At 42.3% G+C, this 24,589-nt stretch carries 21 protein-coding genes and 3 tRNA genes; 2 read left to right on the top strand and 22 right to left on the bottom strand.

The annotated features are described in order from the left end of the window. Positions 1–78 precede the first annotated feature (78 nt). Positions 79–1,449 (bottom strand): sodium-dependent transporter, encoded by a 1,371-nt coding sequence (locus G601_RS0105130; protein ID WP_026664698.1) that lies wholly within the window; start codon positions 1,447–1,449, stop codon positions 79–81. 120 nt (positions 1,450–1,569) lie between these two features. Continuing rightward, complete coding sequence (locus tag G601_RS0105125; protein ID WP_026664697.1) at positions 1,570–5,481, bottom strand: endo-1,4-beta-xylanase; 3,912 nt, start codon at positions 5,479–5,481, stop codon at positions 1,570–1,572. 316 nt (positions 5,482–5,797) lie between these two features. Here G601_RS0105125 and G601_RS0105120 point away from each other — a divergent pair, with 316 nt between their 5' ends. After that, positions 5,798–6,649 carry a YitT family protein gene (locus G601_RS0105120; RefSeq protein ID WP_035786055.1) on the top strand — a complete coding sequence of 284 codons (852 nt, stop codon included), beginning with the start codon at positions 5,798–5,800 and terminating at the stop codon, positions 6,647–6,649. Between the two features lie 3 nt (positions 6,650–6,652). On the opposite strand, the gene G601_RS0105115 is transcribed toward G601_RS0105120, so the two are convergent. The 12 genes from G601_RS0105115 to G601_RS0105060 all read right to left on the bottom strand — a co-directional run bounded on the left by G601_RS0105115 (position 6,653) and on the right by G601_RS0105060 (position 20,892). Then, positions 6,653–9,061: a transglutaminase-like domain-containing protein gene (locus G601_RS0105115; protein ID WP_081673390.1), complete on the bottom strand. Its 2,409-nt coding sequence runs from the start codon at positions 9,059–9,061 to the stop codon at positions 6,653–6,655. Further along, the gene (locus G601_RS0105110) at positions 8,979–9,980 is read right to left on the bottom strand and encodes a DUF58 domain-containing protein (RefSeq protein ID WP_196808815.1); all 1,002 of its coding nucleotides are present in this window, start codon (positions 9,978–9,980) and stop codon (positions 8,979–8,981) included. The genes G601_RS0105115 and G601_RS0105110 overlap by 83 nt, the downstream gene beginning before the upstream one ends. Positions 9,981–10,069: 89 nt before the next feature. Continuing rightward, positions 10,070–11,017, bottom strand: coding sequence for an AAA family ATPase (locus G601_RS0105105; protein ID WP_026664694.1), 948 nt, complete (start codon positions 11,015–11,017; stop codon positions 10,070–10,072). Positions 11,018–11,121: 104 nt separating this feature from the next. Beyond that, entirely contained in the window at positions 11,122–12,891 is a 1,770-nt protein-coding gene (locus tag G601_RS0105100; RefSeq protein ID WP_026664693.1) for a glycoside hydrolase family 13 protein, read from the bottom strand. A gap of 124 nt (positions 12,892–13,015) precedes the next feature. Further along, positions 13,016–13,489, bottom strand: a complete 474-nt coding sequence (gene ybaK / locus G601_RS0105095; protein ID WP_026491686.1) for a Cys-tRNA(Pro) deacylase — start codon at positions 13,487–13,489, stop codon at positions 13,016–13,018. A gap of 24 nt (positions 13,490–13,513) precedes the next feature. Continuing rightward, positions 13,514–14,236, bottom strand: a complete 723-nt coding sequence (locus G601_RS0105090; RefSeq protein ID WP_026664692.1) for a hypothetical protein — start codon at positions 14,234–14,236, stop codon at positions 13,514–13,516. Positions 14,237–14,459: 223 nt separating this feature from the next. After that, positions 14,460–15,902, bottom strand: a complete 1,443-nt coding sequence (gene nagE / locus G601_RS0105085; protein ID WP_026491684.1) for an N-acetylglucosamine-specific PTS transporter subunit IIBC — start codon at positions 15,900–15,902, stop codon at positions 14,460–14,462. 41 nt (positions 15,903–15,943) lie between these two features. After that, a complete protein-coding gene (locus tag G601_RS0105080; RefSeq protein WP_026664691.1) occupies positions 15,944–16,426 on the bottom strand; it encodes a PTS sugar transporter subunit IIA in 483 nt (160 codons plus the stop codon). A gap of 37 nt (positions 16,427–16,463) precedes the next feature. Then, the gene (locus tag G601_RS0105075; RefSeq protein WP_026664690.1) at positions 16,464–17,870 is read right to left on the bottom strand and encodes a PTS transporter subunit EIIC; all 1,407 of its coding nucleotides are present in this window, start codon (positions 17,868–17,870) and stop codon (positions 16,464–16,466) included. Between the two features lie 127 nt (positions 17,871–17,997). Next, on the bottom strand, positions 17,998–19,041 hold the full coding sequence (gene rsmH / locus G601_RS0105070) for a 16S rRNA (cytosine(1402)-N(4))-methyltransferase RsmH (protein WP_026491681.1): 1,044 nt from the start codon (positions 19,039–19,041) through the stop codon (positions 17,998–18,000). Positions 19,042–19,059: 18 nt separating this feature from the next. Then, complete coding sequence (locus G601_RS0105065) at positions 19,060–19,989, bottom strand: DUF1848 domain-containing protein (RefSeq protein ID WP_026664689.1); 930 nt, start codon at positions 19,987–19,989, stop codon at positions 19,060–19,062. 63 nt (positions 19,990–20,052) lie between these two features. Continuing rightward, on the bottom strand, positions 20,053–20,892 hold the full coding sequence (locus tag G601_RS0105060; RefSeq protein ID WP_026664688.1) for an LD-carboxypeptidase: 840 nt from the start codon (positions 20,890–20,892) through the stop codon (positions 20,053–20,055). Positions 20,893–21,116: 224 nt separating this feature from the next. On the opposite strand from G601_RS0105060, the gene G601_RS26610 reads away from it, so the two are divergent. Then, complete coding sequence (locus G601_RS26610) at positions 21,117–21,467, top strand: hypothetical protein (RefSeq protein WP_026664687.1); 351 nt, start codon at positions 21,117–21,119, stop codon at positions 21,465–21,467. Between the two features lie 208 nt (positions 21,468–21,675). Here the strand turns inward: G601_RS26610 and G601_RS0105050 are convergent, their stop codons facing one another. From G601_RS0105050 to G601_RS0105015, 8 genes are all read right to left on the bottom strand, one after another. Continuing rightward, positions 21,676–22,179 (bottom strand): phosphoglycerate mutase family protein, encoded by a 504-nt coding sequence (locus G601_RS0105050; protein ID WP_207638023.1) that lies wholly within the window; start codon positions 22,177–22,179, stop codon positions 21,676–21,678. Between the two features lie 92 nt (positions 22,180–22,271). After that, positions 22,272–22,748, bottom strand: coding sequence for a DNA-deoxyinosine glycosylase (locus tag G601_RS0105045; protein WP_026493092.1), 477 nt, complete (start codon positions 22,746–22,748; stop codon positions 22,272–22,274). Next, positions 22,749–23,477 carry a NifB/NifX family molybdenum-iron cluster-binding protein gene (locus G601_RS0105040; RefSeq protein WP_026493091.1) on the bottom strand — a complete coding sequence of 243 codons (729 nt, stop codon included), beginning with the start codon at positions 23,475–23,477 and terminating at the stop codon, positions 22,749–22,751. Between the two features lie 81 nt (positions 23,478–23,558). Then, entirely contained in the window at positions 23,559–23,924 is a 366-nt protein-coding gene (crcB, locus tag G601_RS0105035) for a fluoride efflux transporter CrcB (protein ID WP_026493090.1), read from the bottom strand. 8 nt (positions 23,925–23,932) lie between these two features. Beyond that, entirely contained in the window at positions 23,933–24,163 is a 231-nt protein-coding gene (locus G601_RS0105030) for a hypothetical protein (protein ID WP_026493089.1), read from the bottom strand. Between the two features lie 126 nt (positions 24,164–24,289). After that, positions 24,290–24,375: transfer RNA gene (locus G601_RS0105025), tRNA-Leu, on the bottom strand. A 40-nt stretch (positions 24,376–24,415) separates the two neighbouring features. After that, positions 24,416–24,489, bottom strand: a tRNA-Ile gene (locus G601_RS0105020). 7 nt (positions 24,490–24,496) lie between these two features. Next, a tRNA-Glu gene (locus G601_RS0105015) sits at positions 24,497–24,568 on the bottom strand. Between the last annotated feature and the right edge of the window lie 21 nt (positions 24,569–24,589).

The raw sequence follows: 24,589 nt of genomic DNA, 5'->3' as shown, positions 1-24,589 counted from the left end.
ACAAAAAAAGAGCCTTCGGGGTTACCCGAAAGCCCTTATGATTATATCACGCACAAACTTACAGTTAAAGTAAAAAAATTAAAATCTTATAAGACCAAGAACCTGAGCCACTGAGCTGAACAAAATGATGATTACAAAGAGTGGGCATAAAAATCTGATCATAAACCTGAATACCGCGCGTCTTCTGAAAGGATGTCCGTTCAGAGTAACCTCTTCTTCAACCTTCTCAACTCCCATATGATTAACAACCAGCATGCAGATAGCGAATGCAGCTATAGGCATCATAACTGAGTTTGTAAGGAAGTCAAAGAAATCAAGGAACTGCATCTTAAAAATGGTGATGTTTGAAAGCGGACCATTTCCCAGTGAGGAAAGACTTCCCAAGCCTACCATTATAAGAACCATTATTCCTGTAGCTTTTCCTCTGCTGCACTTAAACTCATCAGTGAATGTAGAAACAGCACTCTCTGTAAGAGCGATAGCACTTGTCACTGCTGCAAAAAGAACCAGTGCAAAGAAAAGAATTCCGATCACCTTACCAAAGCCCATGCTTGCAAAAATCTTGGGCATTGTAATGAACATAAGTGAAGGACCTGCGTTAAGGCTGTCCGGATCTCCGCCTGAAAATGAAAATACTGCAGGTATGATCATAAGACTGGCAAGTACAGCGATTCCTGTATCAAAAATCTCAACCTGTTTTGTTGATTCCTCAATACTTACATCATCCTTCACATAGGAGCCAAAAGTAATAAGAATACCCATGGCTATGGACAGTGAATAGAACATCTGTCCCATGGCTGAAACCACTGTCATCCATGAAAAATGCTTCATATCCGGTAAAAGCATATATTTAACACCTGCAAGAGCTCCGGGTCTTGATACAGAATAGACTGAAATAGCCACAGCCAATATCAGCAGAATGGGCATAATGAATTTTGACACCTTTTCAATGCCGTTCTCCACGCCCATGATAATTACCAGAACCACCAGAAGCATAAAGATTATAAACCAAAGCTCTGCCTTAGAACCGTCAGTAATAAAGTTTACAAAAAAATCATCTGTCGCTATTGTTGCAGCATCTGCCGTGATGTACTCATACAGATATTTGCATACCCAGCCACCTATAACAGAGTAGTAAGGCACGATCAGCATAGGTATGATGGCATTTATCCATCCGCCAATCTGCATCTGTTCATTTTTGCCAAGCTCCCTGAAGGCGCCCACCGGGCTCTTCTTGGTAGTACGTCCGATAGCTGTCTCGGCAATTATCATTGTGTATCCAAAGGTCAGTGCGAGAATAATATAGACCAGAAGGAATATTCCTCCTCCATACCTGGCACAGAGATATGGAAATCTCCATATATTACCAAGTCCTACAGATGCACCTGCTGCCGCAAGCACATAACCAATCTTCCCTGAAAATGAGCTACGATTATCTTGTTCCAAAATAAGAAACCTCCCTGTATAAATTCAGTTTATTATATCAGAAATTTACAAACTTTGTTAAAAAACAATCATAGAAAAACACCTGACCAGCCTTGGCCGGTCAGGCGATTACATAATTACTTATTACTTTTTAATCTTAACCTTAAATGTTACTGTTTCTTCTGTAGCTTCGAAGTTGTCATTTCCTGCTACTGTAACCTTTACCTTTACCTTGTAGGTTCCCTTCTTGATTCCCTTCTTTATGGTTACCTTTCCGGTCTTGTTGTTTATCTTAATCTTCTTGTTGCCGCTAACCTTCTCATAAGTAACATCACCCTCGGCCTTATCAACCTTTACGAACTTGGATAATGCATACTTAACGGACTTCCTGCTAACCTTGGACTTCTTGATCTTAACAGTATTTCCTGTTACAGAAGCTGTGTTTTCAGCCTTCTTTATTGTCCATGTGATAGTCTTCTTATCTGTGCTTCCACCCTTCCATGTAAAGCCATCCTTAAGAGTTGCGGTTGCCTTGTATGTGCCTGCGTTAACAGCCTTATTGCCTGTAAGTGTGAAGCCTTCGCCATCAACAACACCAACCTGTTCCTTACCATTGTATGTAAGAACCTTTCCTTCAGGAGCCTCAACCTCAACCTTTGCCTCAACTGCAGGAGCGGGCTCATCATTAGCGGGCTCAACATTAGCAGTATCATCTGTAAGGAGAAGTGTTCCAAGACCTGCTGTTGATGCATATCCCTGACCTGAATTGTCAGCCCAGTTGATTGTTCCTACTCTCTTTCCGCTCTTATCAGCGTCGTTGAGCTGAGCATCAAATCCAACCTTTGTTCCTGTCACAGCTGTAATGTCTGTCCACTTAAATGCTGCTTCGATGAAATATCCATCCTCAGTTACTGTAGCTGCTGACTTGATATTCTCTTCTTTACACTTTGTACCATTGAAGCTCTGTACATTTTCAAAGTTTACTCTGTACTGCTTGTCATCTGCCTCATAGGAGTTTGTCTTAGCATTGTTCTCATCGATGAAGAACTCAACTGAATCCTGCTCCCATGCATTGGAGTTATCCTTGTTGAGGTCAGCGTCCTTAACCTCTGCAAGAACATACAGATTTTCCTCATCCCAAAGGATCTTGGCACTTGCTGCTGAAGGAGAACCTGTGTTGATTGAAAGCTGAACCTTTGTAGCATCCTTCCATGCATCATCAGAAGCATCACCATCTATCTCTACTGTTCCCTTTCCTACAGGAAGAAGAGGCTTAATAACTGTTGTTGCAAAGTACTTGCTTGACTCTGCCTGCTTAAGTGTTGTATCTCCAAATGCAAATGTCTTGTTACCGTCTGTAACTGTAACATCCATCTTAACTGCGTTAGCCATAAGAGCGTCTGCATCTACATCAATAACCAGTACCTTCTCATAACCTGTCTCAGTAGCTGCTGCTTCTGATCTCTTAACTGTTGTAGACTTGATGCCTGCTCCGTCATCTGTGAAAACAGTAAAGCTGTCATTTGCATCATCTGTAGCATCTGTGACGGTTACCTTTACATCTAACTCTCCATCCTTCCACATGGGAACGAATGTAGCCTTAGTCTCACCCTCACCGAACTCGTAGGACTCTCCTGCTGTGAAATCATCGCTAAGCTTCTGAACAAGTGTAATATTCTTTACTTCAGGCTCAAGCTCTCCTGCCTCTGCTATCGCATAGAAGCATTCCTTTGCCTTGTAGTAGTCATCAAAGAGAAGAGGATACTGCTTGGAGTTTCCGTTTGAACCACCACCGTTGTTGTTTGCAGTCTGGAGCCATGAATGCTTATCTGTGATTCCCCAGATTGTCATACCTGTGAAGTTTACGCCTTCATTTCTAAGTCTTCTGATTGTGTCATATACATCCTTGTATCTCTGTGCAAGTCTTGCATCCTTAGCACTTGATGCACCCTTGAAGTCAAGCTCTGTAATCTGAATCTGATCAACAATCTTAGCATATCTCTTTGCTGCATCCTTGATCTGTGCAATTGAAGGCTGACCTGCATCGATCTGATAATGAGCCTGCATACCCATACCATCGATTCTTGCACCGGGTGTTGCCTTAACTGTTCTAAGAAGCTCGCAGATACCGTCTACCTTACTTGAAACTGTCTCATTGTAATCATTGTAGAAAAGAGCAATGCTCGGATCCATATATTTATTTGCATATACGAATGCATTCTGGATAAATTCTGGTGAGTTATATACTCTCCACCATGATGAGTTCTCATCACCATTTCTGTAGGTCCCTCTGCTGTCACTTACAGCTTCGTTAACAACATCCCATCCGTAGAACATTCCTGCATACTTGCTTCCTTCAGCAGTAAAATGCTCAGCTACGCTCTTGATGTAGTACTCAAGACGCTTATTCATAACATCAGGAGTTACATAAGGTTTACTTGTATCGTAGTCTTCATGGAAGAAGAACTCCGGTGTCTGTGAATGCCATACAAGTACATGACCTCTGATCTTGATCTGCTTGTCAGGATGCTCTTCATTCCACTTAACGAATCTGTCGAGACGATCCTCAGGTGTTGTGAAGTCAAGCTCAGGAACCTGTATTTCCTCACCACCGATCTCTACTGTTATGATCTTGGCATTCTTTTTAAGCATTGAATCAGGCTTAAGCTCATTACCAAGTGTAACGCCATTAAAGTGCTTATAAGCAAGCTCCATCTCCATATCATCTGCAAATTCATCATAACTTGCTGCAGTACCGATAATGAAGTCATCACCAAGAAGTGCTGTCACCGGATCACGAAGATCAACGATATCATACTCAACGCCGCTCTTGGGTCTGAGTTCCTCAGGTGTTACATCAACAACAACCTGAACCTTCTCAACTTTGCAGGTAAACGGAAATTCCTGTTCACTCATAGCCATAACTGCAACAGCATCAACGTCACCTGTTACTCCGGGATATGAAGTATAGCTTGTCTTTCCGCTCTTACCGTAATCAGCCTTAAGCTCCTTGTGCTTACCTTCGTCTGTTAAGCCTCCATAGGTCTTTATTGCAAGATTCTTTGTAGGCTCAGCGAATGTAAATGTCACAGACTTAACATCTTCTCCAGGAATTGTCTCGCCAAGGTCAAGTCTGTATTCACGCCATTCCTGATCAAATACAAGCTCGGAGCCTTCTACTTCCTCTCCATCCCACTGTTCGATGAACTTGAGGTCTTCGCCCTCGAAGGTAAGGAATTTCTCATACTCACCGGGCTCGTCAGATTTATCATCCTTTTCAACCTTTATATCATCAACAGTAACTCCATACTCTTTATCCTCCAACGACATTATGCCAATATATCTTACAGAACCATCAAAATCATTTGTAAAAACAATTTCGTCCTGCGGATCATTAAAATAGTCTACCTTAACCTGAGATTTTCCATCGTTGATGGTAGCAGCATTATGTAATTTAACGGCTATTTTACCTTCCTGATCCTTAATCTTGATTGTTATCTTCTTTAACTGTTCAGCAGATATATCTTCGCCCAAATCGTAGATGTATTCATCATACTGACCGGAAAACTCTATCCTACCCTTTACCTCATTCTTCTTCCATCTGTGATAAAGTGTAGGAGCATTCTCACTTACGTCATACTCCTTCTTGGGCTCAACCTCATCGCCGGCCTCAGGAGCATCTTCACCTTCAGTCTTCTCCTTGGCAGCTTCATCCTTATCTTCATCTGCCTTATCCTCTGTAGGTGTCACCTCTTCCTTGTTATCCACCGCCTCAGGAGCTTTCTCCTCTGCTTCTTCAGCAGCAGGTTTTTCCTCTTCCTCAGCTTTAGTCTCCTCCGGCTTTACCTCCTCGTCAGACTGAACTTCCTCAGGATCCTTAGCAACATCCCCGTCCTTTGCGTCATCCTGCACCTCGTCCTTTTGCTCTTCATCTGCAGAATCTGTTACTGCCGGCTCTTCTGCGGCATAAACATGTAACGCCCCCGTTCCTACAGATGAAACTGTCAGCATTCCTGCCATGAGCAATGAAGACAACCCCAACATCTTTTTGTGCATACCTTTCTTAAACCTCCTTATAAAAATGTGTGCTTTTGTGCAATCCCCCCAAAGTGCACAATGTCGTAATTCATATTATTCTGTAAATTATGACGGTACGCCTACCAAAAAATGCGGTCTTATTATCACTTTTTGCCAATAATTATTTAACGATATTGAATAATTAAATTCCTGCCGAAGATATGTTTATTTTTTCTTTATACTTATTTGCTTTTATACCCCTTAATCACGTTTTATAATTGAATTGATATCGATATTTGATTATTTTTTGCCGTTACTATTGATGCCTCAATCGGGGGAGGAACTGGTATTGAGTATGCTGAAAAATAATAACAACTTAAAAACAGATATCTTTAGCTACATAATGGTTGGTATAGGCGCAACCATAGCAGCTTTCGCAATTGAAGACTTCCTGGCTCCGAACAAAATCTTTGACGGAGGCATAGTCGGTGTCTCCATGATCATTTCTAATTTCACTGGTCTCAAACTGAGTATCCTGACCTGGATTTTAAATGTCCCCTTCCTCCTTTTTGGTTGGAAGAAAAAGGGACCTCATTTTGTCCTGCGATCAATCTATGCCATGACAATATTTGCCATAGCTGTGGCATTTTTCGAAACTACTCCGAACGTAACCAACGAACATCTTCTTGCCGTCTCCTTCGGCGGACTGATCCTTGGTGTCGGTGTCGGAATCGTGTTAAGATACGGCGGCTGCCTTGACGGCACGGAAATAATCGCTTCCATTCTCAGTCCCAAAATCCACATTCCCATCGGTCGTCAGGTTCTGTATTTTAATATTGTTTTGTACATGATCATTGGATTTTTATATGGATGGAACAAGGGTCTGTACTCTATCCTCACTTATGTCCTTGTATCCGTTGTAATGACCAGAGTTGAAGAGGGCTTCGATGCACAGAGAGCCTGCTTCATCTTCACCCACGATGATGTTGACTCAATAAAAGATCGCATATATAAAGAGCTTGGCCGCACCTGTACCGAATGGAACACTGAAGGTTACATCGGAGGTGACAACAAAGCTCTCTATCTTGTCGTTTCTCAATATGAATTAAAACAGGTCCGCGAGATTCTCTCTGATTTTAACTGCTTTGCCACAATTAGCGGAATTGATGAGATCATTGGAAAAAATGTGAAGATGACGCTGCTATAGTCCTCATCTCTCAGCCTTCATTCTCATTCTAAGCTTATTACCGGGTATTTTTTTCTGTATATATCTCTTCATAAGATGCTTCTTTAAATACTCGGAATCTCTGACTTCAGCTCCTGTTGCAGATCTTCCGGCAAACCTCTGCCTGTAATAAACGGAAAAAATATGCCCTGACAGCTCTTTAAGATCGGTGATCTCAAGGCGGTCTCCTCTTACTGTTTCTCCTGAAGGAAGCGCAAGAACATAATCCTCCAGAACCCTTGCCTGCTCTCCCTTACCTATGAACTCTCTGTCCATAAACCAGAGAATATCCTTTATATTTTTCTCTAGCTTACCAGCAAGGGGCGAATTTCTATATCTCAAAGCCCTGATTATAACAATCGCTGCCCACATAAGTAGCGCATAGATAACAAGTCCTGCCAGTATTATCCCGATTGTCTTTGCCATGACCGTTACATCTATTACATGTCTTTTGGGCTCTTCTTCATCCCCGGATTCATCTCCAGTCAGATTAGCTGCCGTATTATCAGGAATATCAGGTACAAACTGTTCTGCTTCATATTCTGCAGTTACATCCGCTTCATCTGCCTGCTCTTCCTCAGTAAATGTATAGTTCCAGGAAGAATCAATTGAAGTTCTCCTTGCCGTGGTAGGTTCAAAGGGAACCCAGCCCACACCATCAACATAGGCTTCAACCCATGCATGGGCTCTGTCTCCTGTCACAGTGAAGATATCATGCCTTACCTCAGGAAAAGTGTAGCAATAGCCTTCCACATAACGGGCAGGAATCCCGCTAAGCCTCAAAAGCTCCACCATGGAAGAAGCATAGTGAACGCAATACCCCTCCCCGGTCTCAAAGAGAAATCTCTCTATAAAATTATCCTCGCCGGAAGCCTGCTTATTTTCTGATGCACTTTGTCCTTTTCCGGGATTTGTTGAATACTTGTATTGCCTTAAGTATTTCTCTATTCGTCTGCAGGCGTCATACTCATTTTCCGCATCCCTGGTGATATCATCTGCAAGCTCCTTCATTCTTGAGGTTGCCAGCTCTCCCGGATCAAGATACTCTGTAAAATCCTCCTTCCTTTCGGTCCACTTCTTATATTCTGCCTCAGTGACACATCTGCTAAGCTGAAAGTCATACAGCTTTCCGCAATAATCCTCCATCTCACTATAGGAAGGCATCTCAGACTTAGCTGCCGTTCTCATGATTTTTTCAAGATACCTGCTGCCGTAATCCACATTCAGATACGACACATCATACCTGCAGCCCTTTTTGTGTGTCTTCTTAAACTGAAGCCCATCCTCCGCAATCTCATCCTTCTTCAGATAATCGATGATCAGCGTATTTGCGGGTCTGATGATATCCCTGGTCCTGAGGTATCCAAATTCAATCGTAAGCTTCATCACCCGTCCAAAGCACCTTGCCTCTTCCCTGGTGACATCATGAGAATACAGCGCATACAGGAAATCAAGGAGTCTCTCGCCCTTCATCTCCTCGGAAATTCCTGCCTGATCTCCATCTATATAACCTGCAAGATAGAGGCTGTTCTTTGTCCCCTCCGTTGTGATATAGAGCTCCTCACGGGTGCTTCCGCTTATCTCTCCCGGCACCAGCGAAAAGCCGCTATATCCACTCTGATACTGGGATCCTTCTCCTATTCCGGAGAGGTAATAGCCTGTATTTTCAGCAAGAGTCTCTATGCCATCCCGCACCCGATATCCTATCCTGTACACGAAGCTCCAGTCAATCGGCTTCTCATTAACAGGAACTGAAAAAACCAGTACCTCTAAAAGTACAAAGAGGACAAGCCAGCGATAGCCAAGACTCTCCCGCCTTCCGCCCATATAACTGACTTCCCGATCTTTTTTATTTATCTTATCCGACAAAAATGCAGTAGCTCTCCACAGCTCCAAAATCGTAAGTGTTATTGCTGCTGCAACTGCTGCCCTTTCAAGGGGATATCCATAAATGCTTTTTATCACGATATAGACATCCACTGCCACTATGAGCACCCCCATTGCCACAGGAATCTTTGATAGTAGTACAAGGATCACGTAAGCAGCCAGTGCCAGCGACGCTATGATACCTATTGAAGACAAATAGGAACCCTCCTCTTCTGCATCCTCCGCCTGATATATCACAGGAATCTCATGGAACAGCAGAAGCAAAGCCCCTGTCACAACCACCTGAGCTCCGATAAGAATCCCCTTTTTCTGAGCATATCTTCCAAGTAAAAGAACCCCCTCAAAAAGCCCATAGCAAACAAGCAGGATAAGCCAAAATCCCGGTTTCCACAGTAAAACTCCTGATAATACCAGAAGGATACGCTCAATTGCCGTTTCTGATTTCCAGAAAATGTTCTGTGCCGTATTCACTTTCTCTGACTGTGATGATAATGCCGTCCTGCTCATTTTCCGCCATACTCTCGCTTTGTTTTTCCAGCTTCTCTATGTCACTTTCTCTGTTATAAAAAGGTCCTTTAGATATATCCTCATAGAACCCGGAAAAGCTCTCCAAGGATGCCACCTGAATATTCTTTATTTCTCCCCTTGGATATACCACATGTATGCTCTCACCCTTCTGCGCATGGTAGTACACGGCTGACACCGCAAACTCCAGAAAATAATCTCTCCGTTTTATGAACTGCGGCTCATTCTTCTGGGATATACCATTTTCTGCAATAAGTACCAGTGCTATCCTCTTAAGGTCAAGAACCTCCGGCGTCCTTGTTATAAGCTCACCCGCTGAGGCTGTAGCCTTCCAGTGAATCTGTTTTATCGGATCCCCCGGTCTGTAGGGTCTCATGTCATTTCCGGGGGTAGGCTCCCTTAAGATAATGCTCTTAATCCTGCTTGAATTTTTCAGATTCTCAAAATCCAGAGCGCTGTTTGCAATATCCGTTATCATAGGCATTACGGTCACCCGATAGGGCTCCGGAATAGAAAAGGATGCTCCATATATTTCAAAGGGATCAAAAAACATCGCCCTTAAAAGTCCCACATCATAATTTCCTGCATACTTACAGTTAATAAGCCCCTCTATAAGAACTCTCTCCCCTGGAGTTAAGTTTATCACCGGCTTTTTTTCATTACCTGATGAGCTCTCATCCTCGGATTTGAAGCTCGTTGTCGTAAGCTCCTCCTCAGTCTGAAGCTGCACATCATTTATTCTGAAGGGACCGGCGTTTTCTATAGTAAGCTTATATGGCTGCTCCTCGTTTTTCATAACTCTTCTGGAAGGAAGCTCCTGAAACACCTGAAAAAAATGATTACTTATCAAAATATAAACAGCGGAAATCGGTAAATAGAAAAGCACGCTGAAAAGACACATGTACGGGAGAGCACCTCCCATATATGATGCCCAAATTACAGCTGCTATCAGGATAATTAAGAAAACAAAAAGTCTTTTATAATTTACTTTCATTGCGGCACCGGATGATTGTTCAGAATCTGCAAAATAACTGTCTCTTGGGTCATTTTATTCATCTTGGCTTCCGCTGACAGAATCATTCTGTGGGGAAGAACATCCTTTGCTGTCTCCATAATATCAAGCGGAATGCAGTAATCCCTGCCCTCGATATACGCCCTTGCCTGAGACGCCCTGAGGAGGTCCAAAAGCGCTCTTGTGCTGGCACCGCACTTTATGCTGTGATGCTTTCTCGTCTCCTCGATAACCTTCACGGCATAATCCACAAGATCCTTATGAATCTCAACTCCGTTCACTTCCGTCTTCATGGAAATGATATCCTCCGCGTCAAGAACCTGCTCAGTCTTTGCATGTAGAGATCCATTTAAAAATTCCGATGCTATCTGTACAGAACTCTCCTCTGCAGGATAACCGACTGAGAGCTTCATCATGAATCTGTCAAGCTGCGCCTCAGGAAGCGGATAGGTTCCCGCCATCTCCATTGGGTTCTGGGTTCCTATAACCATAAACGGCTCCGGAATCGGAATTGTATTGCCATCGATTGTGACCTGTCTCTCCTCCATGGCTTCAAGAAGTGATGCCTGAGTCTTCGGAGAGGTTCTGTTTATCTCATCTGCCAGCACTATCTGATTCACAATAGGCCCCGGAAGAACCTCAAACTCTCCCTTTTCCATATGATAAATGGACAGTCCTGTTATATCGGATGGCATTGTATCTGGTGTACACTGAATTCTGGAAAAGCTGCATGACAGAGAATCCGAAAGCGCCCTCGCCAGGGAGGTCTTACCAACTCCCGGAACATCCTCTAAAAGAACATGACCGCCCGAGAGAAGCACTGTTATAACCTTCCTTATAACATCATCCTTCCCGATCAGGCGGTTCTTCATATTATTTGTTAAAAGTTCAATTTTATCCCTTGCCCCAACACTGATTTTTTCCATATTTCCCCCAAAACTTTACGATATAGTATTAAAAATCATTTTACCACAAAAACAGATTTGTGCAGAAAGTTTCGTAGTTTTCGTAAAAAATCAGCTGCATTTTCTTATGCCTTAAGAATCAGTATTCCGTTCTTTTCCAAAGTGCCTATTCCGGACTCTGTCTGATTCCACTTGCGGGAATAAACGACTCCGTTAAATTTACTTATATCTATCTGAACATCAGCTTCTTCGCAGTTTAGATAAACCTGCAGGCTTTCATTTTCACCATGCTTGATGTAAGAGATAACTCTGTCCTCCTTAACATCATTGGGGAAATGGAAATTCCTGCTCTTGCAGGACTCCATGCTCTTTCTCATGCTAACAAGCTTCTTCATATCAGAGATTTCAGCATCAAACTTACCCGCATCTATCTCATCCCACGGCATGCATCTTCTGCAATCGGGGTCGTAGGAGCCGTCCATTATGACCTCAGTTCCGTAATATATGCAGGGACTTCCCGGCATAGTAAAAAGTACCGCAAGCTGCTGATAGAATATGTCAACATTCCTTCCGCACTTTTCAAAAAGCCTGTTTGTATCATGGGAGTCCAGCAGATTAAAGAGAACATCGTTTACCTGTGAATAGTACATTGTAAAGCATCTGTTTATATCATATTCAAAGGTCTCCCTGCCTCTGTTTTTATAAACCCAGAAATCTGCAATGGCTGTGGATAACGGATAGTTCATTACTGAGTCATATTCATCTCCCTGAAGCCAGGATATGGAATCATGCCATATTTCTCCCAACAGATAAAAGTCGTCCTTCATTCTCTTTGTCATATATCGGACTGCCTTCAGGAATGAATGGGATATCTCATTACCTACATCGAACCTGAGTCCGTCTATATCAAATTCCTCTATCCAAAATCTGATAATATCAAGAAGATAATCCTGAACCGCAGGGTTACTGGTATTGAGCTTAGGCATATATTCTGCAAAGGCAAAGGAATAATATCTTCCATCTCTGGTATCTCTTCCCTGCTCAATTGGCCACTTGTTTATCATGTACCAGTCCGCATACTCAGAGGCCTCACCCTTTTCAAGAATGTCCTCCCACATGGGATGGTCTGCTCCTGTATGATTGAAAACCGCATCAAGCATAATACGGATTCCTGCTTCGTGCGCTTCCTTCACAAGGAGCTTAAGGTCTTCATTTGTTCCAAAATGCGGATCAACCTTCTTGTAATCCCTGGTGTTATATTTGTGGTTACTGTGGGCCTCGAATATAGGATTTAAATATATTCCCGTAATACCAAGCTCCTTAAGATATGGGATCTTATCCCTGATACCCTTTATATCTCCTCCGTAGTAGTCATGAAGCTCTACCTTACCTGACTGCCAGGGAAGTACATTTTCTGGGTCAATGCTCTTGTCTCCATTACAGAATCTCTCAGGAAAAATCTGATACCACACAGTATCGTTAACCCACGCAGGAGTCCTGCAAACATCAGCAGGATTCATCCAGGGCATGATGAAATAGGACAGAGTCTTGCCATCCATCATCATCTCTTCCTCTGTGTAAAAGCCATCCTCAAAGTAGTTGATACATTCATCCTTTGAATGAATTTCAAAGTAATACTTGCATCTCTTGAATTCAGGCCTTAAAGTGGTGGTCCACCAGATGTGATCCTTGAGTCTCTTTTTGTAATATATCTCTTCTCTCTGTCCACTCCAGCGCTCGCATCCACCCATTATTCCCGCGTCATAGGGATCACCGTAAATGATATATATTCTGTCCACATCATAGCCGGTCTTTATATTTATAACGAGCTGGTCCTGATCGATGGAATAGCAGTACTGCTCTGACATTCTATGGTAAATAGCACTTAAATTCATAGTCACTCCTTTCGGAAAACGTTTTCCGTTGCAATAAAAACTATACCCCATAGTAAATCAGAAATCAATACCTATTTTTTACAATTAAAAATAGACCATCCTAATTAAATTTTTTCTTGAAAAATCAGACTATATCAGACGGGTTTGCACCTACGACTGCAATAAGATCCTCAGGAGAAAGCTCTATCTGATAGCCGACCTTCCCTGCGCTGACAAAGACCTTGTCATAGTTTTTTGCAGTTTCGTGAATGAAGGTCTTAAACTGCTTTTTCATTCCTATAGGAGAGCATCCGCCATGAACATATCCCGTGAGTGGAAGCAGCTCCTTCTGCTTTATCATGCTAACAGATTTTTCTGAAGCTGCTGATGCTGCCTTCTTTAAATTCAGCTCCTCCTTAACAGGAACGACAAAAACATAGTACTGCCCGCTTTTCCCCTGGGTCACGAGAGTCTTGAAAACCTTATCCGGGTTCTCCCCAAGAATACCGGCTATCTCCTCGCCGCTCATGGTTGCATCCGGCTTATATGCATGGCTCTCATAGGCGATTTTCTTGCCATCAAGAACTCTCATTACGTTTGTTTTTTCTTCTTTTGCCATAATATTTTCACTCCTCCGGACCCTTTATACCTGAATATCTATGGATGGCATGGTCGACACATACTTTATCATGTCCTTAAGATAATCCATGTTGGCTTTCATAATGGCTTTATCTTCCGATGCCCTGTGCTTTCTCTTTAGGTCTTCTAAGTCCTCTTTACTCATATGGGGATCCACGATTTCCATATTCTCAAACATCTCCATGGATTCCTCAAGTTCCTCAAGCTCCTCCTCACCGAATTCAGAAATCATCTCATTTAATTCAGTAAGCTTATCATCAGATAATGCTACTCCACTTTCTTTCATATTTTCAAGTACTTCATCGAGCATTTCTATTCTGGCATCGAATATCTCATCCTCTTTTTCAGACACCTCTTCTTCTTTTGCAAAAACCATCGCCTGTTGTATCTTGGTTGCAACTGTCTTGTAGTTATACTTTGGAGGCGTAGAAACCTCTTCTTCCTTAGCAGCTTCAGGTGAACCTGATTGCTGCAAAAAACCATTCAGCTTATCCTTGGAGGAAGCATTATTCAAAGTCTTCTCAGTCTGCTCCTCCTTAAGGCTCCTTATCATATGCCTCATCTGCACAGAAACACCCTTTGTTTCATCAGATGCCTTATCTACAAACTGGGACAGTGGATTCGATTTATTCTTTTTATCATTCTTTTTGGATTTGAGCGCAGAATCAGCGCCAAACTGACTTCGTATAAAGAAATTCTGCACATCCATGTTCTGCTGTATCTTCATGAAACACCTCCTTGTGTTCATAAAAGGGCATAGTTACAGCTTTCATCCCATATTTCGGATAATATGCAAAATAACTTAATAGCATCCCGGATTTTTCTGTAAACTTTTTCAAACCAGGACATAAAAAGGGCATTCAAGATTTATCTCAAATGCCCTTTTCATTATCAATTATTTAGTTTTTAAACTGTCAGTCTTACACTAAAATCAGTTCTATATCTGCCTGTTACAGCATCTTCTTCATCTCATCATGTACAAACTGAACCTTAGGTCCTACGATAACCTGAACCGTTGTCTTGGAAGGTCTTATAACGCCTGCGATTCCTGCCTTCTTTATAGTCTTCTCATCAACCTTTGTATAGTCAACTATCTCTGTACGGATTCTGGTTGCACAGTAATCAAGCTCCTTAATGTTCTCTTTTCCTCCAAGGCCTTCAAGAACAAGCTGTGCGATTGCTGTGAAATCATCGTTTGCGAGCTGGATATTGTTTTCATCCTCATCCTCGTCCTCGAAACGTCCGGGTGTCTTAAGATCGAACTTCACGATTACGAAGCGGAATACAACGTAGTAAACTACAGCAAATACAAGGCCTATCGGAATAAGTAACAGAGGATTAACAGCCATCGGTGCCTTGAAGCTAAGTACCCAGTCTACAAGACCTGCTGAGAAGTTAAATCCAAGTCTGAAGGGCAATATTGCACAGATGATAGCGGAAATACCTGCCAAAACAGCATGTACAAGATAAAGTCCCGGAGCAATAAACATAAATGCGAACTCAAGGGGCTCTGTGATACCTGTGAAAAATGATGCAAGAGCGCCTGCCATAAGAAGGGACGCTGCTGTCTTTTTCTTGGAATCCTTGGCTGTGTGATACATTGCAAGAGCACCTGCAGGAAGACCAAACATCATAACAGGGAAGAATCCAGTCATATACTGACCTGTAACGCCCTTTACCGCGCCTTCAGCACCTGACCAGAAAAGACCAAGGTCATTGATTCCTGCTGTATCGAACCAGAATACTGCATTAAGAGCATGGTGGAGTCCTAAAGGAATAAGTGCTCTGTTAAGCATTACATAGATACCTGCGCCGATGGGGCCAAGACCTAAAATAGTAGTTCCGAACAGAACAAGTGCGCCATAGATAACAGGCCATACAAAGTACAGAATTACAGATGCAATTACTGAAGCACCAGCGGTAACAATTGCTACGCATCTCTTTCCACTAAAGAATGCCAGCCAGTCCGGAAGCTTCGTATCCTTGAATCTGTTGTAGCACGAGGAACCGATTACACCGGAAAGGATACCAATAAACGCGTTACTGATCTTACCAAAGGCTGCATTAACCTCAGAGGGGTCAACGTGCTTATACATAGCTACAGCACCGGTGCTAAGGAGTGTTGTGATCATAAGAAATGAAACAAGACCTGCCAGAGCGCTGGTTCCATCATGATCCTGTGCCATTCCCACAGATACACCGATAGCGAACAAAATAGGAATCTGGTCGATAATAGCAGATGCGGCCTTAATGAAAAACGCCGCTAAAATGTTATTAGCACCCCATCCCGTCGGATCGATCCAATAACCAATACCATAGAGAATACCTGCCGCAGGAAGAACTGCAACAGGAAGCATTAGAGATTTACCGATCTTTTGCAAATACTTCATCATACCACTTTTCCTCCTTTATTTATGAAATTGTCACTACAATATCATTTACTTAAAAGAATAGCTGTATCTCCGGCAGCAACGGCTCCGGACTTCTTCTCAAACTTTGAGAATTTGCTGTGGTTTGAAATAACAACCGGTGTAATGACCTCGTATCCTGCATTTTTAACGCCATCAAGGTCCACCTCAACTATAAGATCTCCCTTTTTAACATCTGTTCCCTGTGTCGCATGTGTCGTGAAAAATTCACCCTTCAGGTTAACGGTATCAAGCCCTATGTGCACCAAAAGCTCTGCTCCATCAACAGTATTTATGCAAAAAGCATGACCTGTCGGGAACAGTGATATCAGTGCTCCATCAGCGGGCGCGTAGAATTTGCCATCAGAAGGTATGATTGCAACACCTTTACCCACCATCTCCTCGGAAAAGGTAGGATCACTGACCTGTGATATAGGTACAATTTCTCCGTTTACAGGAGAAGCAATTTCAATTTTATTGCCCTGGAAAATTTTGTTGAATAAACTCATTCAGAAGCCCCCTTGTATAAGAAAAACGTTTATGTATTTACTCCCCATACACTTCATTTATTCTCTTTTCATCCACCCCGAAGAACCAGGTGAGAATAAATCCTGCAGTATATGAAATGAGCATTGCTATCACGTATTGTACCTGTTTTCCAGGCTCAACAATAAGTAGTCCGAACAGTCCTGAAGCTCCCTGCGCTACTGCTCCGATATGGAAAAGAGATGCAGCAACACCCCCAAAGCCGGAGCCAAGACAAGCTGTTATAAAAGATTTACCCAGCGGAAGAGTAACCGCATACATCAGGGGTTCCCCAACCCCCAGAATTCCAACCGGTATGGAATCACGTATGAAGCCCTTCAGCTTCTTATTTTTCGTCTTAAAATAAAGTGCAAAACCACTTCCTACCTGCCCGCCTCCTGCCATCATAAGGATGGGTAACAGATAGTTGATTCCACCTGTCGGTCCTGACGGGTCATTTAGCATGGCATGAATAGGTATAAGTGCCTGGTGAAGTCCGGTCGCCACCAGCGGAAGGAATCCTGCTGAAAGAATATAGCCACCGATAAATCCCGTTTTGCCATAGACAAATTCTATGACATTATAAATTCCCTTTGTCAGAACAGCGCTAAGCGGCTGGATAATTGCCACGATTGCTACGACACCTATTATCAGAACAAGCAACGGACTGATAAAGGTATCAATCATTTTGGGCATTATCTTTCGAATCTTCTTCTCAAGAAATGCAAATGCTGCACCGGCGATAAATGCTGCGATAAGACCACCATGAGCGGGGTTGTACGGCTGCCCTGTCATTGGAAGTATTATCTGACTGTCGCCATAGGTTGCAAGAAGCGGCATCGATGGATTGGATATACATATCGCTCCCGCAATACCTCCGAGCACAGGAGATCCGCCAAACTCCTTCGCCGCGGTATAGCCAACAAATATCGGAAGGTAAGTAAAAACGGCCCATCCCATAGTACGAATACTCTCATACCACCACAAACCGCTAAATGCTCCTCCGGAAGCAACCTTTATGACATTGGTTATACCATTGATAAGTCCGCACGCCACGATTCCCGGTAGGAGCGGAACAAAAATGTCACCGATTCGTTTTAAAAAGCGTTGCACAGGTTTGTCGTGCTTAGCCTTCTGAGCTGTCTTGTTCTCCTTGGCAACATCATAAACAGAAGGATCTGTGCCACCCAGAAGCTGAGAGAATGCCTCATGAACTTCATTAACCTTACCGGGGCCAAACACTATCTGCAGAGTGTCGCCCTCAATAACTCCAAGCACGCCTTCAACTTTTTTTATTGCATCTATGTCCACCCTGGAAAGATCATGAACATCAACCCTGAGCCTTGTCATACAGGCTTCACTGTTTATGACATTCTCTTTACCCCCAAGGAATTTCAGCAGTTGTTTACATATCGCATCACAGTTCATCTCTATGTCTCCGCTGTGCTATACGTACCACGTCTTATGCTTCAATAAGCCTTGCTATTTATCCAGTAAAACATCATGCAAAATCATCGCTTAAATATATTTACATTATACCATATAACGTCATTTTTTATATCTTTATTGCCCATCTCATTTTTGTAGATTTACTTCTTGGATTCAGCCTGCACTCCTCCTGGGATGGACGTATCACATCACTTGAAACATCGCTGTATACGCCATTTTTCTTTAATTCCTTAAAGGACTTTTTCACCAGTCTGTCCTCTCCCGAATGGAAGGTCAGAATCGCCACACGTCCACCGGGATTAAGAATAGTCGGAAGCTTTTCAAGGAAAGAATAGAGAACCTCAAACTCACTGTTTACATCTATGCGCAGCGCCTGAAAAACTCTTGCGCAGGATTTCTTTATAGCCTGATCCTTCTCTTCCTTCGGAACCTTCCACAGCGCAGACTCTATTGCTTCCCTGAGCTCTTTAGTGGTGTCCATGGGCTTTCCTTTACTCATAAGTGAGAATACCTTATCCGCTATCTCCTTGGCATAGGGCTCATCGGAATTTTCTACCATCATTCCAATAAACTCCTCTTTGGTGATATTGTGAAGTCTCTCTGCTGCCGACTCTCCATGGTCGGGGTCGAGACGCAGATCCAGCGGTCCGTCTATCTTATATGAAAAGCCTCTCTTCGGGTCATCTATCTGCATGGAGGATACTCCAAGATCAGCGAGAACAAAATCAAACTTGCCCACCTCTTTTGAAACCTCATCTATATTGGCAAAGTTGATCAGTCTGAACTGGAAAACATCCTCACCAAAGCCTGCTGCCCTAAGCCTCTCAACTGTCTTTTTGGATTCAATAGGATCAACATCAAGACCGTAGATACATCCGCTCCCCTGAAGCTTCTCCAGCATTTTGGAGGTATGTCCGCCATATCCCAGGGTGCAGTCGAGTCCCTTCTGCCCCGGCTTAATATCAAGGAAATCCAGAATCTCCTTAACCATAATTGAGATATGCATTCCTGCAGGAGTGGAGCCCTTTGCTATAACATGAGCCACAGTATCGGCATACTTTTCAGGGTTATGCTCTTTATATTTTTCTTCAAATTTCTTTGGGTATTTACCTGAGTAATGAACCCTTCTCTTATGTTCTTTTTCTTCCATTTATCTATCCTTCTCCATTTACCATACGAATTTCAATTGCCCATCGATCCAGCTCTTTTGCTCTGCCTTGTGAATCTCATCCTCAGGTCTCACATTGCCGATAAGAAGCGGCGAATCCGGATCATGCTTTGCATAATTGTCCATTACGGTTTTTTCATCATAATTTGCGTAGCAGTATCTGCACATATGAAGACAGGTGTTGTACATTCCGATATCCCCGCCGAGGTAGCAGGCGCAGGAGGATCTGGCACCCTTCACCTTCGGGAACTCCATGGTGTTGTGAATGGCCTTTTCGTAAATTGGCTGAGTCATGCAGCCGCTGCAATCAGCCCCGAATCTTTGAAGCTCTGTTCCTTCACTGCAGGGTCTGAGGACCATTCCGTGCTCCTTGGCTATCTTTGCCATGTGTTCTCCAAGATAGAGCCTGTCCTTCCTTTCAACCGCCTTAGCTTCCGGGAAGTTCTTTTTTACCTTCTGATACAGATCGATAAAGCTTATAACCGCAGTCTCTGTATATCCATCCAGTGCCTTGGCTATCTTTTCAAATTGCTCGATGTGATAATCTGCGGTGTACTTTTCATCAATAAAAATGGGATCATATCTCCATCCCATGGAGTCTACGCCCGCAAATTCCGACAGCCTTTTGAAGGTCTCCACAACCTCCATGGAATCCGGAACCCTGGGTTCTATATCCTTTCCGAATCCTGTAATCGTCACATACCAGTACATCCCATAGGGCTTAAGAAGCTCCAAATGCTCCAGCATGGGCTTTGGATTCTTAGAGCAAAAGCATATAAGATCCACTACGGAAGGATTCAGATCATATTTAGTTATATAGGTCATATTAAATGGATTTCTGACGTAGACATAGCCTCCCTTTAATCTGTTGGCAAACCATTCAGAATAAAATGCAGGTATGTCCGTCCGAGATCCGGACTGAATTATCATTATTTATCCTCGTTTCGAGCTCTTTAATATATCATCTTTTATATGAATGCTTAGTACATCTCTTTAACAAGAAAGGGAGTATTCCTTTCCTATTACAATCGCCTTCGAATCATGTCCATGCCCAATCTCCCTGGTACATGCAACAGGAAGCTCCTTTGAAATATGCATTTTAAGCAAATCATAAACCGATAAAGATAGACCAGCTTTTTCATAATTTGTAAACGTACCAAGTATAACTCCAGCCACCTTATCAAAAACTCCCATATCTTCAAGCTGCGCAAAAAGCGTTGCTATCTGCCCCGACTCTCCTCCAAGGGATTCAAGAAATAATATCTTACCATTCATATCAGGGAAATACTTTGTCCCGGCGAGCTTGGTAAAGCATCGTATATTTCCTCCTACCACAACGCCTCTCATCGATTTTCCCTGCCAAAAACTGTAGTCGATATCAAAAAGGTCTCTGTTTTCTCCTGAAAGATAATCTGAAAAACGCTGCCTCTGTATCGTTGCATATTCCCATATAATATTTTTCACCTGATAAAGTACCGATTGCTTTCCAGTCATCGTATATATGGCATTTATCACGGTTGTCAGATCACTATATCCCCAAAATATTTTCTTTGTTTTGGAAATTGTCTCAAAATCCAGATACTTAAGAACTCCATTTGCCAGGTCACCACCTGAAATATCATAGATAGCTTCTATCTCATCATCTTTATAAAAGCTCATGAGATCAGCAGCTCTTTCCATATCAGTACCACTAAATTCGTCCACAGTTCTTATAATATGCGATGCCGGAACAGCTTCTATTTCCATATCCCTAAAAGCATCTACAAGCTCTGTGATCTGTCCTTCCCACTCAGCTAAATGCCCACTTGAACAGGCTGATAATCCTACTTTCATTTTTTCCTCCAACAATTAAAACTCCCTCTTACAGGCATTTTTATAATTTACATATTATTCGCCAACATTACAATCTTTTAATATTTACAACTATTGAACTATAGATTGCCTAAAATTAAAATATTTACAAGTAACTCTTTTAAAGTTATTTTTGCCTGGAGAATTCCAATGAAAAAATTCCTTGCTCTTTTGGCCAATTATAAAAACTCTTTATTTTTATCCACATGCCTATATGTTCACGTAACTTCATTTTTTACTACCTGTACTGTGGCGCAACTTATCTTGTACTAACCAATATCATCAGTTCAATTATCTATATCATTTTACTTGTTACTGCAAAGCGTGGAAATGACAGAAACATCATGATTGCTTTTATTGAAATCCTGATGTTCTCAATTGTCTGCGAGCTTCTCACCATTGGCAGCTGTGGTTTCATCTATTTCTCATTGGGCATGGTAGCTGTAATATTTCATCTTGTATCCACCACCAGATTTAAAAAAGCTTTACTCCAGTTAATAGGTATCCTGACCACTTTCGTTATCTTTTACAAATACTATACGAGAGCACCAGGTTAAGCTTGGAGATAATTCAATAAACTTCACAGCCACCTTTGGCCTTGCAAGCGGTAATGACCTTATGAAATATGAACAGGTGATAAATACTGCAGACCAAATGCTGTACTATGGCAAAAATCATGGTAAGAATTGCATCATCAAAGACATACCCTGATCCATTAATAAATCTACTTCATTAAACCACCATGAAAATAGCATTCATAAACTCTCACAATATCATTACAATAGCTTCGCCGTTTTTATAAAAAGCACTGGTCCTATCGCTGTTAAAGCCATTGATTTTCATTACTGATATCAGCGTATGCATGAAAAACCCGTGTGATATCAACACGCAATCCTCATTTTTTTCGATGATATCCTTTGTAAAACGTTCCGCCCTTTCTACTGTCTGCTTCCTAGTCTCAGGCTGCCTTTTATTGTCAGTCATCCATTGAATACGTCCTAAAAAGTACCAAACCCATATCGGAAGCTTTAATTTTGTATCAAAGGCAGCTTTCATTGGAACTTCATGGATAAGCTCGGATTTGCAAAAATCCCTCTCACCATATAGCATCTTAGCAGTCTGAGTACTCCTATCCAAAGTACTTACATATATGGTAGGAACCTCATTAGTAGCTACTCTTGTCATTTCTTCAATAGGCGCGGTGTCATAAAGCCTGCATTCTTCATCAAATTCATCTGAGGAGCAGCTCTTTTTCCAAATATGTTTCACTTTTCCATGGCGTATTATAGTTACTTTCAAATCTGATTCCCCTAATTCTTACTTTTCATAAATGACTCATGTCTATATCTAAACACAATGCTCTAGTTTCGAATTTGCATCCATTCACTTTTTAATCGTTCCATATTCCATGCAGCATTGGCAGGACTGGTTGAAGGCAGGCATATAGCCTCTCTTTGTATGAGCTTCTTAGTATATTTTTCATAGTACTTATATGCCGTCTTGCCATTAACATAAATGTTTCTGATATTGGCAGCATCAAGGATAATACTAAGATCATTTGGAACTACGTTTTTTATGCTGGCATCTGATGATCCCACTATATCGCAGGACTTGATAACATCCCACACTGCAATATTATGGCGAAGTAAAAACGCCCTTTTCTCCTCAATTGATTCCGGCATATCATCCTCAAAGATTGAAGCAAGCAGCTTCCAGAACCGATTCTGTGGATGTCCATAGAAAAAACAAGCTTCCCGAGACTTAACAGAAGGAAAGCTTCCCAAAATCAAAACCTTTGAATTTTCATCATAAACAGGTGGTATCGGATGTATTATCATTTAGTGATGGCAGCCTCCATGTCCGCAGGAATGGCCCTCACCATGCTCATGGTCATGATGATCGCAGTTAGCCTCACCGCTTGCATCAAGAGTTCCAGCAATCAGAGCCTCGACAGCTGCATCTGTGCTTCCACTTGCTCCCGCATAAAGTTTGATGCCGGCTTCCTGAAGCGCTCTCTGTGCTCCACCACCAATTCCACCGCAGATAAGTGCATCAACTTTTGCGATATTAAGAATGCCAGCAAGTGCACCACATCCCTCATCGTTTGTGCCAAGGATCCTGGAATCAACTACTTTGTTATCTTCGATGTCGTAAACCTTGAACTGCTCTGTTCTTCCAAAATGTCCGAAAACATTGCCATTATCATATGTTACTGCTACTCTCATTGTCTTATCTCCTTTTTCATTCATGCTTATCTGTAAGCTGTTTCTTTCTGTGTCAATTTCGATATTGCCACCGGCAATGGAAAGTCTCTTGCCCTCTACAACAGCGCTGACAAGTTTCTTCCTTGCATTCTCATACATGGCCGTCACTGTTGTCCTTGCAACACCCATTCGTAAAGCGCATTCTTCCTGGTTTAACCCTTCATAATCCAAAAGCCTTATAGTCTCAAATTCATCCAGGAACATCTCTATTGTTTCAAAGATATCATTTTCCGCATCTTCAGGAATAAAGCTGTAATAATCCGGAAAACGACATATTCTCCTGCACTTTGGTGTTCTTGACATAGCTATCCTCCATTAATCAAAATTGACATATGTCAGATAAAATATTACACCCATTCTGACATATGTCAATATAATGTCATGTTATTCTATTATCATTGAGAGTTTTTTCCCCATGAAAATACCAAAAATGCAACAGCAAGCACTTAGTCCCACATACACTCCTCCAAGTGCGTATGCTTTCTTCTCAAACAGATTAAATGCCTCAAGTGAAAACGTAGAAAATGTTGTAAATCCGCCACATACACCGGTCTTCCAGAACAGAACTGTATTAGGCGTTACATCTCCCTTTTCATCTGTTATTCCTACGATAAAACCTATAAGAATTGCACCAAGAATGTTTGTTACCAATGTCAGTATCGGAAACTGTGTTTTCACAGGTATAAGACTTATCGCATATCGTGCTACAGCTCCCAATGCACCGCCAAGCGCCACAAAGACAAAACTCAACATTCAATCTACCTCTTTTCCATCATCCCTTTTACTATTTCGTATACTTTTTTCATCAGAATAATATAGGTTGCCCCAAAAGCTCCAGCAGCCATTATCCGGGCACATTTCTTTTTCTGAGGATCAATACAGGTGCCGGCTATGACGCCTAAAGAAAACAGGCATATTTTTGTCAGTGCAAAATCTCTCCAATCACTCTTTGCTGCATATTGGTTACCAAGTTCAAATAACTGATTCATTTACTTGTTCTCCATTCTTTCGACAAAATCGTCTATCGCTTCCTCTAAAGACAAATCTGGATTCACATGTATATAATTCAATATAACAAAAAAGAGAAGCGCAATCTACTTACACTTCTCTCTTCATGCCGGCGACCGGGATCGAACCGGTACGGGTATCGCTACCCACGGGATTTTAAGTCCCGGGCGTCTGCCAGTTCCGCCACGCCGGCGTTTATTAACAAAAAGTCGCTACTATAGCGACTTCTTAAGTGGAGCTTCGGGGACTCGAACCCAGGACCGACCGGTTATGAGCCGGTTGCTCTAACCAACTGAGCTAAAGCTCCTAATGAATGACTCCGACGAGGCTCGAACTCGTGTTACCGCCGTGAAAGGGCGATGTCTTAACCACTTGACCACGGAGCCGTGTTTTTCCTGCCTCGCAGG

Origin of the sequence: Butyrivibrio sp. FC2001 (assembly GCF_000424125.1) — a bacterium.
Classification (GTDB): Bacteria; Bacillota; Clostridia; order Lachnospirales; family Lachnospiraceae; genus Butyrivibrio.
The sequence above is the reverse complement of the archived record's forward strand: the minus strand, read 5'-3'. Positions and strand labels throughout refer to the sequence as shown.

Bases quoted from the DNA above. Each gene is read 5' to 3' on its own strand.
- G601_RS26610 (WP_026664687.1), top strand. From the start codon at position 21,117: ATGCCTATATGTTCACGTAACTTCATTTTTTACTACCTGTACTGTGGC.
- G601_RS0105040 (WP_026493091.1), bottom strand. From the start codon at position 23,477: ATGTCAAGAACACCAAAGTGCAGGAGAATATGTCGTTTTCCGGATTAT.
- G601_RS0105075 (WP_026664690.1), bottom strand. From the start codon at position 17,870: ATGAACTGTGATGCGATATGTAAACAACTGCTGAAATTCCTTGGGGGT.
- G601_RS0105120 (WP_035786055.1), top strand. From the start codon at position 5,798: ATGCTGAAAAATAATAACAACTTAAAAACAGATATCTTTAGCTACATA.
- G601_RS0105110 (WP_196808815.1), bottom strand. From the start codon at position 9,980: ATGTGTCTTTTCAGCGTGCTTTTCTATTTACCGATTTCCGCTGTTTAT.
- G601_RS0105090 (WP_026664692.1), bottom strand. From the start codon at position 14,236: ATGAAGATACAGCAGAACATGGATGTGCAGAATTTCTTTATACGAAGT.
- G601_RS0105080 (WP_026664691.1), bottom strand. From the start codon at position 16,426: ATGAGTTTATTCAACAAAATTTTCCAGGGCAATAAAATTGAAATTGCT.
- ybaK (WP_026491686.1), bottom strand. From the start codon at position 13,489: ATGGCAAAAGAAGAAAAAACAAACGTAATGAGAGTTCTTGATGGCAAG.
- G601_RS0105100 (WP_026664693.1), bottom strand. From the start codon at position 12,891: ATGAATTTAAGTGCTATTTACCATAGAATGTCAGAGCAGTACTGCTAT.
- nagE (WP_026491684.1), bottom strand. From the start codon at position 15,902: ATGATGAAGTATTTGCAAAAGATCGGTAAATCTCTAATGCTTCCTGTT.
- G601_RS0105060 (WP_026664688.1), bottom strand. From the start codon at position 20,892: ATGAAAGTAGGATTATCAGCCTGTTCAAGTGGGCATTTAGCTGAGTGG.
- G601_RS0105115 (WP_081673390.1), bottom strand. From the start codon at position 9,061: ATGAGCAGGACGGCATTATCATCACAGTCAGAGAAAGTGAATACGGCA.
- G601_RS0105045 (WP_026493092.1), bottom strand. From the start codon at position 22,748: ATGATAATACATCCGATACCACCTGTTTATGATGAAAATTCAAAGGTT.
- G601_RS0105125 (WP_026664697.1), bottom strand. From the start codon at position 5,481: ATGCACAAAAAGATGTTGGGGTTGTCTTCATTGCTCATGGCAGGAATG.
- G601_RS0105105 (WP_026664694.1), bottom strand. From the start codon at position 11,017: ATGGAAAAAATCAGTGTTGGGGCAAGGGATAAAATTGAACTTTTAACA.
- rsmH (WP_026491681.1), bottom strand. From the start codon at position 19,041: ATGGAAGAAAAAGAACATAAGAGAAGGGTTCATTACTCAGGTAAATAC.
- G601_RS0105030 (WP_026493089.1), bottom strand. From the start codon at position 24,163: ATGAATCAGTTATTTGAACTTGGTAACCAATATGCAGCAAAGAGTGAT.
- G601_RS0105065 (WP_026664689.1), bottom strand. From the start codon at position 19,989: ATGATAATTCAGTCCGGATCTCGGACGGACATACCTGCATTTTATTCT.